The 12,378-nt window shown below is 72.2% G+C and carries 13 protein-coding genes; 4 read left to right on the top strand and 9 right to left on the bottom strand.

The features are described 5' to 3' along the window. Positions 1-87: 87 nt before the first annotated feature. The 3 genes from dxs to AB0J93_RS02520 form a co-directional block, all read right to left on the bottom strand. The gene (gene dxs, locus AB0J93_RS02530; RefSeq protein WP_363917348.1) at positions 88-2,034 is read right to left on the bottom strand and encodes a 1-deoxy-D-xylulose-5-phosphate synthase; all 1,947 of its coding nucleotides are present in this window, start codon (positions 2,032-2,034) and stop codon (positions 88-90) included. Positions 2,035-2,105: 71 nt separating this feature from the next. After that, positions 2,106-3,356 (bottom strand): TRAM domain-containing protein, encoded by a 1,251-nt coding sequence (locus AB0J93_RS02525; RefSeq protein WP_363917346.1) that lies wholly within the window; start codon positions 3,354-3,356, stop codon positions 2,106-2,108. Then, positions 3,353-5,416 (bottom strand): APC family permease, encoded by a 2,064-nt coding sequence (locus AB0J93_RS02520; RefSeq protein WP_363917344.1) that lies wholly within the window; start codon positions 5,414-5,416, stop codon positions 3,353-3,355. The genes AB0J93_RS02525 and AB0J93_RS02520 overlap by 4 nt, the downstream gene beginning before the upstream one ends. Before the next feature lie 152 nt (positions 5,417-5,568). On the opposite strand from AB0J93_RS02520, the gene AB0J93_RS02515 reads away from it, so the two are divergent. Continuing rightward, on the top strand, positions 5,569-6,231 hold the full coding sequence (locus AB0J93_RS02515) for a TrkA family potassium uptake protein (protein ID WP_363917342.1): 663 nt from the start codon (positions 5,569-5,571) through the stop codon (positions 6,229-6,231). A gap of 2 nt (positions 6,232-6,233) precedes the next feature. Next, positions 6,234-6,923 carry a TrkA family potassium uptake protein gene (locus AB0J93_RS02510; RefSeq protein ID WP_363917340.1) on the top strand — a complete coding sequence of 230 codons (690 nt, stop codon included), beginning with the start codon at positions 6,234-6,236 and terminating at the stop codon, positions 6,921-6,923. 24 nt (positions 6,924-6,947) lie between these two features. On the opposite strand, the gene AB0J93_RS02505 is transcribed toward AB0J93_RS02510, so the two are convergent. From AB0J93_RS02505 to dut, 4 genes are all read right to left on the bottom strand, one after another. Further along, entirely contained in the window at positions 6,948-7,670 is a 723-nt protein-coding gene (locus tag AB0J93_RS02505; protein ID WP_363917338.1) for a DUF3159 domain-containing protein, read from the bottom strand. A 31-nt stretch (positions 7,671-7,701) separates the two neighbouring features. Continuing rightward, complete coding sequence (locus tag AB0J93_RS02500) at positions 7,702-8,082, bottom strand: OB-fold nucleic acid binding domain-containing protein (protein ID WP_363917336.1); 381 nt, start codon at positions 8,080-8,082, stop codon at positions 7,702-7,704. 173 nt (positions 8,083-8,255) lie between these two features. Next, complete coding sequence (locus tag AB0J93_RS02495) at positions 8,256-8,942, bottom strand: DUF3710 domain-containing protein (RefSeq protein WP_363917334.1); 687 nt, start codon at positions 8,940-8,942, stop codon at positions 8,256-8,258. Further along, positions 8,930-9,460, bottom strand: coding sequence for a dUTP diphosphatase (gene dut, locus AB0J93_RS02490; protein WP_363917332.1), 531 nt, complete (start codon positions 9,458-9,460; stop codon positions 8,930-8,932). The genes AB0J93_RS02495 and dut overlap by 13 nt, the downstream gene beginning before the upstream one ends. Positions 9,461-9,546: 86 nt before the next feature. Between dut and AB0J93_RS02485 the strand changes: the two genes are divergently transcribed. After that, positions 9,547-10,038, top strand: coding sequence for a DUF3093 domain-containing protein (locus AB0J93_RS02485; protein ID WP_363917330.1), 492 nt, complete (start codon positions 9,547-9,549; stop codon positions 10,036-10,038). Between the two features lie 73 nt (positions 10,039-10,111). Here the strand turns inward: AB0J93_RS02485 and AB0J93_RS02480 are convergent, their stop codons facing one another. Together AB0J93_RS02480 and AB0J93_RS02475 are read right to left on the bottom strand one after the other, a co-directional pair. Beyond that, on the bottom strand, positions 10,112-10,906 hold the full coding sequence (locus AB0J93_RS02480) for a hypothetical protein (RefSeq protein WP_363917328.1): 795 nt from the start codon (positions 10,904-10,906) through the stop codon (positions 10,112-10,114). 143 nt (positions 10,907-11,049) lie between these two features. Further along, positions 11,050-11,346, bottom strand: coding sequence for a DUF4193 domain-containing protein (locus tag AB0J93_RS02475; protein ID WP_007075406.1), 297 nt, complete (start codon positions 11,344-11,346; stop codon positions 11,050-11,052). A gap of 429 nt (positions 11,347-11,775) precedes the next feature. Between AB0J93_RS02475 and AB0J93_RS02470 the strand changes: the two genes are divergently transcribed. Continuing rightward, positions 11,776-12,291: a LytR C-terminal domain-containing protein gene (locus tag AB0J93_RS02470; protein WP_363917699.1), complete on the top strand. Its 516-nt coding sequence runs from the start codon at positions 11,776-11,778 to the stop codon at positions 12,289-12,291. Positions 12,292-12,378: the final 87 nt, after the last annotated feature.

Here is a 12,378-nt window from a genome sequence, read left to right as displayed (position 1 = left end):
ACAACTTCATGATCAACGGCGCGAGGCGCTAGCGCGGGCGGGTGGGGGGGTGGGGGGGTGGGGGGTGGGGGGTGGGAGGGGGGAGGGTCAGTTGGGGGTGGGGTTGGCGGTGAGGCGGGGTGGGTCGACCGGCTCGGTGTCGAGGCGGGAGATCCAGCCGGTGACGTCGCGCGCCACGTCCTGGGCGGTCAGGCCGAGGTCGGTCAGGAGCTGGTTGCGGGAGCCGTGCGGATACCAGCCGGCCGGTACGCCCAGATCACGCAGCGGCACCCGGATGCCGGCGTCGCGCATGGCCCGGGCGAGTGCGTCGCCCACCCCGCCGGACCGGACGCCGTCCTCGACGGTGACCACCAGCCGGTGCTCGGAGGTCAGCTCGACCAGTTCCGCCGGGATCGGACGGACCCAGCGGGGGTCCACCACGGTCACCCCGTAGCCCTGCTCGGCGACCCGGGCGGCGACCTCCACCCCGAGCTGGCCGAAGGCACCCACCGCCACCAGCAGCACGTCGGTACGCGCCGACTCCGCCAGCACGTCGACCGGCCCGACCCGCCGCACGGCGGGCAGATCGGCGGCGACCGCGCCGGTCGGGAAGCGGACCACGGTCGGGCCGTCGTCGACGGCGACCGCCTCGCGCAGCTCCTCGCGCAGGGTGGCGGCGTCCCGGGGCGCCGCGATCCGCAGACCCGGCACCACCCCGAAGACCGACATGTCCCAGATGCCGTAGTGGCTCGGCCCGTCGGGGCCGGTGATCCCGGCCCGGTCCAGCACGAAGGTGACCGGCAGCTTGTGCATCGCCACGTCCAGCAGGACCTGGTCGAACGCCCGGTTAAGGAAGGTCGCGTACACCGCCACCACCGGGTGCAGCCCACCGAGCGCCAGGCCGGCCGCCGAGGTGGCGGCGTGCTGCTCGGCGATGCCGACGTCGTAGGTGCGTTCCGGGTACTTGCGGGCCAGCTTCGCGATGCCGGTCGGCTCGGCCATCGCCGCGGTGATGCCCACCACGTCGGGCCGCTCGTCCGCGATCGCGACCAGCTCGTCGGCGAAGACGTGGGTCCACTTCACCGACGGTGCGGCGGTCGCCTTGCCGTCGGTGACGTCGAAGGCACCGGGGCTGTGGAAGCAGTCCGCCTCGTCCTCCTCGGCGGGGCGGTAGCCGTAGCCCTTGCGGGTCACCGCGTGCACGATCACCGGGCCGCCGAAGTTCTTCGCCGCCCGCAGGGCCGTCTCGACAGCGGCGAGGTCGTGCCCGTCGACCGGGCCGACGTACTTGATGCCGAGGTCCTCGAACATCGCCTGCGGCGCGACCGCGTCCTTGATGCCCTTCTTGACCGCGTGCAGCACCTCGTACATCGGCTTGCCGACCAGCGGGGTCGAGCCGAGGGCGTCCTTGACGGCGTCCAGGACCTTCTCGTAGCCGGGGTTGAGCCGCAGCGTCGAGAGGTGGTGGGCGAGACCGCCGATCGTCGGCGCGTACGAACGGCCGTTGTCGTTGACCACGATCACCAGCGGGTTGTCGGTGGCGGCGATGTTGTTCAACGCCTCCCAGCACATGCCGCCGGTCAGCGCCCCGTCGCCCACCACGGCGACGACGGTGCGCGACTCGCCGCGCAGCGCGTACGCCTTGGCCAGCCCGTCGGCGTACGACAGGGCGGTCGAGGCGTGCGAGTTCTCGATGAGGTCGTGCTCGCTCTCGGCCTGGCTGGGGTAGCCGGAGAGCCCGCCACGCTGGCGTAGCTGGTCGAACCCGCCCTGCCGGCCGGTGACGATCTTGTGAACGTACGCCTGGTGGCCGGTGTCGAACAGCAGCCGGTCCCGGGGAGAGTCGAAGACCCGGTGCAGGGCCAGGGTGAGTTCCACCACGCCCAGGTTGGGCCCGATGTGCCCACCGGTACGCGACACCTTGGCGATCAGGAAGTCGCGGATCTCGGCGGCGAGGATGTCCAGTTCGGTGGCGGACATCCGCTTGACGTCCTGGGGACCGTGCACCGTGGCCAGCAGCCGGCCGTGGTTGGCCGTGTCCTCTTCAACACTCATGACCGCAGAGTCTATCGGCCCTCGCGCACCTCGCAGCCCGGGCGCGGCGACCACCGGGACTGAGCACCCGGTCAGGCCGGCACCAGCAGCCCGACCAGCTCCACGTGCTGGGTCATCGGAAACAGGTCGTACCCGCGCAACGCCGCCAGCCGCCAACCCAGCTCCGCGAAGACCCGCAGGTCCCGGGCGAAAGCCGCCGGGTCACAGGCGACGTACGTCACCGCGCGCGGCCCGGCAGCCACCACGTCACGTACCACCCGCGCGCCGGCCCCCGTCCGGGGCGGGTCGAGTACCACCACGTCGACCGGGCCGGTGACCCGGCGACGGGCCAGGGCGGTCTCCACCCGGGCCGCCACCACCTCGACGTTGGGCAGGTCGCGCAGGTTCTCCCGGGCCGCCGCGACGCCGTCGCCGGCCGCCTCGACCAGGGTGACCCGCCCGGTCTCGCCCACCCGAGAAGCCAGCGCGGCAGCGAACAGGCCGGCGCCACCGTAGAGGTCCCAGGCCCGCTCACCCGTCCGGGGGTCGGTCAGCTCCAGCACCGCGTCGACCAGGGTGTCCGCGGCGTCGGGATGCACCTGCCAGAACGACGAGGCGGGCAGCACCCACTCCCGGCCGGCGGCCCGCTCCCGGACCCGTTCCGGGCCGCTGACCCGGCGACTGGCCCCGGCCGCGACGGCGGTCACCGCCACGTCCCCGCCGGTGGTGGCGACGGTCTCCACCGCCTCGGCGTCCGGCCAGCTCGCCCCGGCAGCGGTGAGCACCGGCAGCTCCTGGATGGCCGGATGGGCGATCAGGCAGCGGTCGACCGGCACCACCTCGTGCGAGCGGTGTTTGAGCAGCCCGGCGCGACCCGCCGCGTCGACCGCGTAGCGGACCCGGGACCGCCAACCGAGCGGACCACCCGGCAGCGCCGTCACCCGCAGGTCCAGCGCGTCACAGCCGGCCTCGTCCAACCCGCCGAGGCGGATGAGCTGCTCGCGCACCACCGCCACCTTCCAGCGCAGTTGGGCGTCCGGGGCGACGTGTTGCAGGTCGCAGCCGCCACAGCGACCCGGTCTGGCGTACGGGCAGGGTGGGCTGACCCGGTCCGGTGACGCCGCCAGCACGGTGACCGCGTCGGCCCGGACGAAACCCCGGTGCACCTCGGTCACCTCGGCCAGCACCCGCTCACCCGGCAGGGCGTGCCGGACGAAGACCACCTGGCCATCCACCCGGGCCACGCAGTGCCCCCCGGGGGCGACCGCCGCCACGGTCAGCTCGACCCGCTCCGCCTCCTCCAGCCCGCTCGTCGCGCCGAGCCCGACGACCCGCTCGCTCATCGCGGTTCCCCGTCCGACGGTTCGCGCTCCGGGGCCGGCGACGGAGCGTCCGGCGGCAGGGTGGCGCGCGGCGCCACCCGGGGGCCACGGACCGGCCCACGGCCGAGCGTGGCGTCCATCCGGTCCAGGTCCTTGCCGGCCGTCGAGGCGAGCTGCCACGGCACGCTTGTCACCATCACCCCCGGCTCGAACAGCAGCCGGCCCTTGAGCCGCAGCGCGCTCTGGTTGTGCAACAGGTTCTCCCACCAGCGGCCCACGACGTACTCGGGGATGAAGACCGTGACCACGTCGCGCGGCGACTCCCGGCGGACCCCGGCCACGTAGTTCAGGATCGGGCGGGTGATCTCCCGGTACGGCGAGTCGATCACGGTCAGCGGGATCGGCACTCCCCGCCGGTCCCAGTCGGCCTGCAACTGCCGGGTGTCGTGATCGTCGACGTTGACGGTCACCGCGGTGAGGGTGTCCGGCCGGGTGGCCTGCGCGTACGCGACCGCCCGCAGGGTGGGTTGGTGCAACTTGCTGACCAGCACGATCGCGTGGTTGCGGGCCGGCAGCACCGGCCGTCCGTCGTCCGGGGCCAGTTCGACGGCCACCCGGTCGTAGTGCCGGCGGATGGCCAGCATCAGCACGTAGATCAGACCCATCGCGACGATGGCGATCCAGGCGCCGAGCAGGAACTTGGTGATCAGCACGATCACCAGCACCGCGGCGGTCATCGCCATGCCGAAGGTGTTGATCGCCCGGGACCGGAGCATCCGACGTCGCACCTGCGGGTCCCGCTCGTTGCGCAGCAGCCGGTTCCAGTGCCGGATCATCCCCGCCTGGGAGAGCGTGAACGAGACGAAGACACCCACGATGTAGAGCTGGATGAGCTTGGTCACCTCCGCCTGAAAGCCGACGATCAGCAGGATCGCGAAACCGGCCAGGAAGAGGATCCCGTTGGAGAAGGCGAGCCGGTCACCCCGGGTGTGCAGTTGCCGGGGCAGGTAGCGGTCCTGGGCGAGGATCGAGCCGAGCACCGGGAAGCCGCTGAAGGCCGTGTTGGCGGCCACGAACAGGATCGTGGCGGTGACTCCGACGACCAGGAACAGCAGCACCGAACCCGGTCCGAAGATCGTCTCACCGAGCTGCGCGGTGACCGTCTTCTGCACGTACCCCTCGGGGCCGGAGACGATCTGTAGGGCGGGGTTCTCGACGAACTGCAGCCCGGTGAGCCGGGCCAGCCACACGATGCCGACCAGCATGGTCACCGCGACCAGGCCGAGCATCAGCAGGGTGGTGGCGGCGTTGCGGCTCTTCGGCGCCTTGAAGGCCGGTACCCCGTTGGAGATCGCTTCCACACCGGTCAGCGCGGCGCAGCCCGAGGAGAAGCTGCGCAACAGCAGGAACGCCATCGCCCAGCCGGTGGTGTCGTGCCACTCGGCGGCGATGACCAGGTCGGCGCTGGGGGCGCGCAGGTCCTCGCCGAGCACGACGATCCGGACCAGCCCGGTGAGGAGCATGCCGATGATTACGATCATGAAGCCGTACGTCGGGATGGCGAACGCGCTGCCCGCCTCCTTGATCCCGCGCAGGTTGACCGCGGTCAGCAGCACCACGGCGGAGACCGCGACGAGCACCTTGTGGGTCGCCACGAAGGGAATCACCGAGCCGAGGTTGGCCACCCCGGAGGAGACCGAAACCGCGACGGTGAGCACGTAGTCGACAAGTAGCGCGCTGGCCACCCCCACCCCGGCGCGCGGGCCGAGGTTCACCGTGGCTACCTCGTAGTCGCCGCCGCCCGAGGGGTAGGCGTGCACGTTCTGCCGGTAGCTGGCCACCACGGTCAGCATGACCACGACCACGCCCAGGGCGACCCACGGTGAGAAGACGAACGCCGAGGCACCCGCGATGGAGAGCATCAACAGGATCTCGTCCGGCGCGTACGCCACGCTCGACAGCGCGTCCGAGGCGAAGACGGGCAGGGCGATGCGCTTCGGCAGGAGGGTGTGCTTGAGCCGGTCGGACCGGAACGGCCGGCCGACGAGCAGCCGCTTCAGCAGGGAGGTGGATCGGGCCACAACGGCCAAGCGTACGACCACCGACGACGGGCACGTGGGGTGGCCGGGTACGGGCGTATCTGGCGCGGGAGTACCGTCGGTCCCCGGCCGCGGCCCCGACGTGGCAGGCTCGCAGGCGACGAGGCGCAGCGGTACGCACCGTGGGAGGCAGCGTGCATGTCGTGATCATGGGTTGTGGCCGGGTCGGCTCGACCCTGGCTCACAACCTGGAGGCCCGGGGGCACTCGGTGGCGGTCATCGACCAGGACGCGGACGCCTTCCGCCGGCTGCGGCCCGACTTCGCCGGTGTCACGGTCACCGGCGCCGGCTTCGACGGCGACGTGCTGCGCCAGGCGGGCATCGAGCGGGCCGACGCGTTCGCCGCCGTCTCCAGCGGCGACAACTCCAACATCATCTCGGCTCGGTTGGCCCGCGAGACCTTCGGCGTGGTGCGGGTCGCTGCCCGCATCTACGACCAGCGTCGCGCACAGGTCTACGAACGGCTGGGCATCCCCACCGTGGCCACCGTCCGGTGGACGGCCGACCGGATGCTGCGGCACCTGCTGCCCGAGGGCAACGTGGAGATCTTCCGCGATCCGACAAGCACCGTCTCGATCATCGAGGTGCCGGTGCACAAGGACTGGATCGGCCGCCCGGTGCGGGCCCTGGAGGAGGCGACCGGTGCTCGGGTGGCGTACCTGATCCGTTTCGGCATCGGCACGCTGCCCACCGCGTCCAGCGTCGTGCAGGAGGGTGACCAGGTCTTCATGCTGGTCACCGACGACATGGTGGCGGCGGTCACATCCGTGGCGGCGACGCCGGAAGGAGGGCAGTGATCATGCGGGTCGCCATCGCCGGTGCCGGGAACGTGGGCCGCTCCATCGCGCAGGAGCTGATCGAGAACGGCCACCAGGTGATGCTCATCGAGCGGCAGCCCCGGATGCTGCGTCCGGCCCGGGTGCCGGACGCGGAGTGGGTGCTGGCCGACGCCTGCGAGCTGGCCAGCCTGGAGGAGGCCGAGCTGGCCGGCTGCGACGTGGTGGTCGCGGCCACCGGCGACGACAAGGTCAACCTCGTGGTCTCGCTGCTGGCCAAGACCGAGTTCGCGGTGCCCCGGGTGGTCGCCCGGGTCAACCGGGCCGAGAACGAGTGGCTGTTCACCGAGCAGTGGGGCGTGGACGTGGCGGTCAGCAAGCCACGGGTGATGGCCGCGCTGGTCGAGGAGGCGGTGACCGTCGGTGACCTGGTCCGCCTGATGACGTTCCGGCAGGGCGAGGCGAACCTGGTCGAGATCACCTTGCCGCCGACCGCGCCCTATGTCGGGCGCCCGCTGCGCGAGGTGCCGCTGCCCCGGGACTCCGCGCTGGTGGCGATCCTGCGCGGCAAGCGCGTCCTGGTGCCCAGCCCGGACGATCCGCTCGAGGCCGGCGACGAGCTGGTCTTCGTCTGCACCGCCGAGGTGGAGGACGCCGTACGGGCGGTGGTGCTCGGCCCGGACAGCGTCGAACGCACCCGCGAATCACGCTAGTGCCGCAGCTTCGACCGCAGCGGCTCAGCTCGTCAGCGGCTCCGGCTGGCGCTCGCGGGTCACCCGGCGCACCGTCCAGACCGTGATCAGCAACAGCAGCACGTACGGCGGGTAGCCCAGGGCCAGCCGCGCCACCCCGAGGGCGGTCTCCATGTCGGCGGCGGCGGCCTCGTCGCCGAGCTGGTCGAACCGGCGGGCGGCCAGGTAGATGCCGGCCTGCACGCCCACCTTGGCCAGCCACACCACTCCCCACAGCACGGTCAGCCGGGTGAAGGTGCGGACCAGCAGGGGATCGTCGCGCCACTGCGAACTGCCCTTGGCCACCAGCACCGACCAGATCCAGCCGACCAGCGGTTGCCGGATCACCGCCGACAGCAGCAGGGCCAGGCCGTAGCCGATGCCGTAGAGGATCCCCGGCAGATAGAAGTCGCGGGCATCGCCGGTACGCCAGGCGATGGCGGCGCCGATCCCGATGCCGAACAGTCCGTTGACCGCGTGCCGCACCGGCCGGCGCTGAGCCAGCCGCAGCCCACCGATCAGCACCGCCACCGCCACCGAGGCGATCACGGCCGGCCGCAGGTCGGTGACGATGTTGGCGATCACGAAGACCACCACCGGGATGCTGGACTCGGCCAACCCTCGCCAGCCGCCGAGCTGGTCGGCCATCTGCTCGGCGACGGTGGGCAGCCGCTCCTCGTCCGCCGGCCCGGTCTCCGGCTGGGTCGCCGGGTGCTGTCCGGTCGTCATCGCCCGCTGTCCATCCGCAACGCCCGCAGGTTCACTTTGACGGCTCCAGCTCGTAGTACGGGTTGTAGATCACCTTGCGGTCGTCGCGCACCGCCATCCGCCCCCGGGCGGTCAGGTGCCGTCCCGGCTCGATGCCGACGATGTGCCGCCGCCCGAGCCAGACCAGGGTCACGACGTCACTGCCGTCGTAGAGATCCGCTTCCAGCGCCGGCAGGTTCGTCCGAGGGGTGTAGACGACGGTACGCAGCCGGCCGCTGACCGAGACCACCTGCCCCCGTCCGCACTGCAACACCGGTACCGCGCCACAGCGGGCACTCTCCCGCTGCAACTGCTGCGCCTCGATCTCGGCCTCGCTCGCGGTCAGCCGTCGCAACATCCGCCGCAGCGAACCCCGACCCTCGTCGGTGGTCATGAGTTCCGCGTCACCCTCTCCACGCAGGCCGGCTGGCACCGGAAGCCACCGCCGCCGGACGACTGCCGGAACGGCACCCGCCAGCGTACGCCGGACCGGACCCTCCCGGCGCACCGGAAGCGCGTCCGGCCGTGCCCGGGCGGCCCCGGAGACACCGGGCCGCCGAGAAGCGCTCAGCGGCCTCCGGGCGCCGACGCCGCGTCGGCCGGCCCGGTGGCGGCGTCCGCCGCCGCGGCCTGCTCACCCGCCTCGCGTGGCAACCGCAGCGGCAGCGGCTCACGTACCGGTTTGGCCTCCACCCCCCGGTCGACGACCAGCCCGTCCAGACAGACGGCCAGCGGACCGGCGGCGGCCGGATCGGTGGCCGCGGCGCCCTGGTAGACCGCCCGAACCATCCAGCGCGGTCCGTCGACGCCGACGAACCGCAGATCGGTCAGGCCGTCCTCGGTGCGTACCCGGGCGTGCAGCTCCGTGCCGTACTCACCGATGACCTCCTGCGCGGCGGCGCCGTCGGCGAACAGCGACTGGCGGATCTCCTCGCGCACCTCGTCCCAGATCCCCTCGGACCGCGGCGCGGCGAAGACACCGAGTTGCAGGGCGCTCTGGCCGTGCACCAGCACGACCTGCTGGACCACCCCCTGCTGGTCGGCCTGCACCCGCACCTCGACCTCGGGCACCGCCGGGATCTGCAGGCTGCCCAGATCGAGCCGCTGCACCCCGTCCGGCGCCTCGGTGACGTCGTACGGCCCGCGCGTCGGCTCCGCCAGGGCGTCCTCGGCGGTCTCGGGCACGTTGGTGGCCCGCTCGTCAAGGGCGTGCCGTCCCGCGGCCCGCTTTCGGGAGAAGATCACTGCGTCCAACCTCCGCTGTTCGCACTCACGGTGCCATCTATTCCGTTCGCGCCGTCCGTGGCCGGCGGCGGTACCAGCCCGGCGTGCCCGCCGGTGGAGCCGTGTCCACCGGTCCCGCGTCCGGACGCGGGTAGCTCGGCCACCGGCTGGAAGATCGCCCGTTCCACCCGCTGCACAACCAGCTGCGCGATCCGGTCGCCCCGGGAGATCTTCACCGACGCCGCCCGATCATGGTTGATCAGGTTGACCAGGATCTCACCCCGGTAGCCGGCGTCGACCGTACCGGGCGCGTTGAGCACCGTCACGCCGAGTCTGGCGGCGAGCCCCGATCGGGGATGGACCAGGCCCACGTATCCCTCGGGCAGGGCGATCGCCACGCCGGTCGGCACCAGCGCCCGACCGCCGGGGGGCAGCTCCACGTCGGCGGCCGCCACCAGGTCGGCACCGGCGTCACCGGGATGGGCGTACGCCGGCATCGGCAGCTCGGGATCGAGCCGCCGGACCGGCACGGGCACCACGTCGGTCACGATGTCCCTCTTTCGTCCGTTCCGCTGGGGGTGACCCTGTCATCCTGCCCGGTACCCGGGGGTCGCCGCGCCGTACCCTGGCACGAGTGAGTCAGTCACCGTCACCTTCGTCCGTCTCGGCGCCCCCGGCGTACGCCGAGCGCCTGCGGCTGCCCTGGTGGTTGTGGCTCGCCGGGCTCGCGGCCGCCACCCTGCTCGCCGTGGAGGTGTGGATGGGGGCGGGCGGTGCACGCGCCTGGGTGCCGTTCGCGATGCTGCTGCCGGCCGTCGTCGCCGGGCTGGCGTGGCTGGGCCGGATCCGGGTCGCGGTGGTCGACGGAGAGCTGCGGGTCGACGACGCCCGGCTGCCCGTCCGGTTCGTCGCCGACGCCATCGCGCTGGACGCCGAGGGTCGGCGTGAGGTGCTCGGTGTCGGCGCCGATCCGTTGGCGTTCGTCGTCCAGCGCCCGTGGATCCCCGGTGCCGTCCAGGTTGTCCTGGACGATCCGGCCGACCCCACGCCGTTCTGGGTGGTCAGTTCCCGACACCCGGTCGAGCTGGCCGAAGCCCTGCTGGCCGCGCGGGACGCGGCACGCTGATCCGATCCGTCGCCGGTCATCGGCGCTGCGGCGTTCACCGCCGGGCCCCCGCTGCCAGCGCCCCGGCCGGCGGTCAGGACGGGCCGGGCAGGGCGGGTGGAGCGGGCGGCACGCCGGGCAGGCTGCGGCGCTGCCGGCGGAGGTCGGCGCGGAGCTGGTCGGCCAACGTCCGGGTGGCCCGCCGGTTCAGGTAGCTCGCCACCGCGGCTCCGGTCAGGAAGGGGCCCAGCGTGGTGAGGTTGCGGCCGAACCGCTTGAGCAGGGTGTCCCGCAGCTCGTTCCGGGCCGCCGTGCCCAGCACGGCGCCCACGCCGACGCCGGGCACCATCGGGTTTACATCGCGCTGGCTGGCCCAGGACTGCACCAACGCGATCGTCCGTTCGGTGCCGCCGGCCGGCAGCGGTACGCCGTAGACCTCGTGCAGCTCGCCGGTCAGCTTCAGCTCCACCGCCACCACCGCGACCGTCTCGGCGGCGAGCAGTACCGGGGCGGACAGCAGGGTCGGGGTCACCGTCCACTGCACCGCCGAGGCTCCGCCGCCGGCAGCGCCGACCCCCGCCGTCGCCCGGGACGCGTTGCGGACCAGCCGGTCGGCCAGTTCCTCGTCGGTCAGCCCGGGAAAGTGCCGACGCAGGGTGGCCAGATCCCGGATCGGCACGTGTGGGGCGATCTCCGCGACCGTGTCCACCATCCAGCGCAGCGCGGCCCTCGGCTTGAACAGCTCGCCGATCCCCCGGGCCCGAGCCTGCCCGACCAGCCGGGTGAGCAGCTGACGTCGTTTCGCCGGCTCGATGTCGTCGGCGGTCAGCGCCGCGACGGTCTTCCCCAGCTCGTCCGGATCCTCGGCACGCCCGGTGTGCTCGCTCATGACCACACCAAGGCGCCGAGCCGGCCGATTCGCTCGCTCATGGCTACCGAGTCAACCAGGTTGTGTGGCGTGGCGCTCGCCGAGCCGGGCGGCGGCGACTCCACTCGGGAGTCGCCGCCGTGGTCGTGGTCGTCGCCCTGCGGTCAGACGCACTCTCGGCAGATCAGCTCGCCGTTGCGTTCCACCGCCAGCTGGCTACGGTGGTGCACCAGGAAGCAACGGGCGCAGCGGAACTCGTCCTGCTGCATCGGTAGCACCTTGACCGTCAGTTCCTCGTCGGCAAGGTCGGCGCCGGGCAACTCGAAGCTCTCAGCCACTTCTGCCTCGTCGACGTCCACGGCGCCCGACTGCGAGTCGACGCGCCGGGCCTTGAGCTCTTCCAGGCTGTCCTCGCCGAGATCGACCTCGTCGCGGCGCGGGGCGTCGTAGTCGGTGGCCATCGGTTTCACTCTCCCATTTCGATGTTGTCGCTTCCGGTTGTAACGCCGGACGACGCTGTTTCGGTTCCGCTGGCCGGCCACCGCTAGTGTCGGCCACCTGACCCGACGACCGCTCGGACCAGACCGCCAGAGGATCTCCCCGGCGAGCGCGGAACCCTACCCCCCCTTTGGGCGAGGCATGTATACCGCCCTCGTGGCTGAGATGTACGCCCCTGCACGGGAAGTTGTTCCCAATGTGACTCAGGCGACACGAAGATAGGGGTAGTACTACCCCGTTCTCCGGTGGCGCGCCGGCATGTCGGACTGTTTCCACGCGACGGTCGGACACCCGTTAACCTCAGCGGCGTACCCGACGGCCGACGGAACGGCCCGATCGCCGGCCGCTGCCACCCACCGATGCCCGGGAGTGCCCTGATGAGCTTTGCGCGAGTGCGAGCACTCGTTGTCGTCGGCATGCTGGCGGTGGTCGCCCTGGTCTTCGTGGTCGTGGCCCTGGTCAGGGACACCCAGAGTAACGCCGGTGCCGGCGAGGGCTGTCCGGACGACTGGCCACGCGCCGACGTCACCCTGCGCGACCACAAGGATGTCAAGATCAACGTGCTCAACGGCACGGATCGCCCCGGCCTGGCCGCCGACGTCGGGGGCGACTTCCGCAACCGCGACTTCCAGGTGCAGAAGGAAGCCACCCAGAAGAAGAAGATCGACGACGTGGCGGTCCTGCGTTACGGCCCGAAGGGGGTCGGCTCGGCGCACCTGCTGCGGGCGTACTTCCTCGGCGACGCCGAGCTGGAGTACAACCCCAAGCGCGAGGACGACATCGTCGACGTGGTCCTGGGCGCCAACTTCCAGCAGTTGGCCACCATCACCGAGGTCAACCAGTCGCTTGGCGACCTCGGCGCCCCGGTCGCCCCGCCCGGTTCCTGCCCGATGCCGGTCGACAACTGACCGTCGGCCCGCTGTCGACCGGCAGTGGGTCCCCGGGCACCGGTGCTGCGGCTCCTGACAGACGCCAGGCGGCGTCCGCCGACGGCA

It is taken from the genome of Micromonospora sp. NPDC049374 (genome assembly GCF_040677165.1).
Taxonomy (GTDB): domain Bacteria; phylum Actinomycetota; class Actinomycetes; order Mycobacteriales; family Micromonosporaceae; genus Micromonospora.
This window is presented reverse-complemented; position numbering and strand designations above follow the sequence as displayed.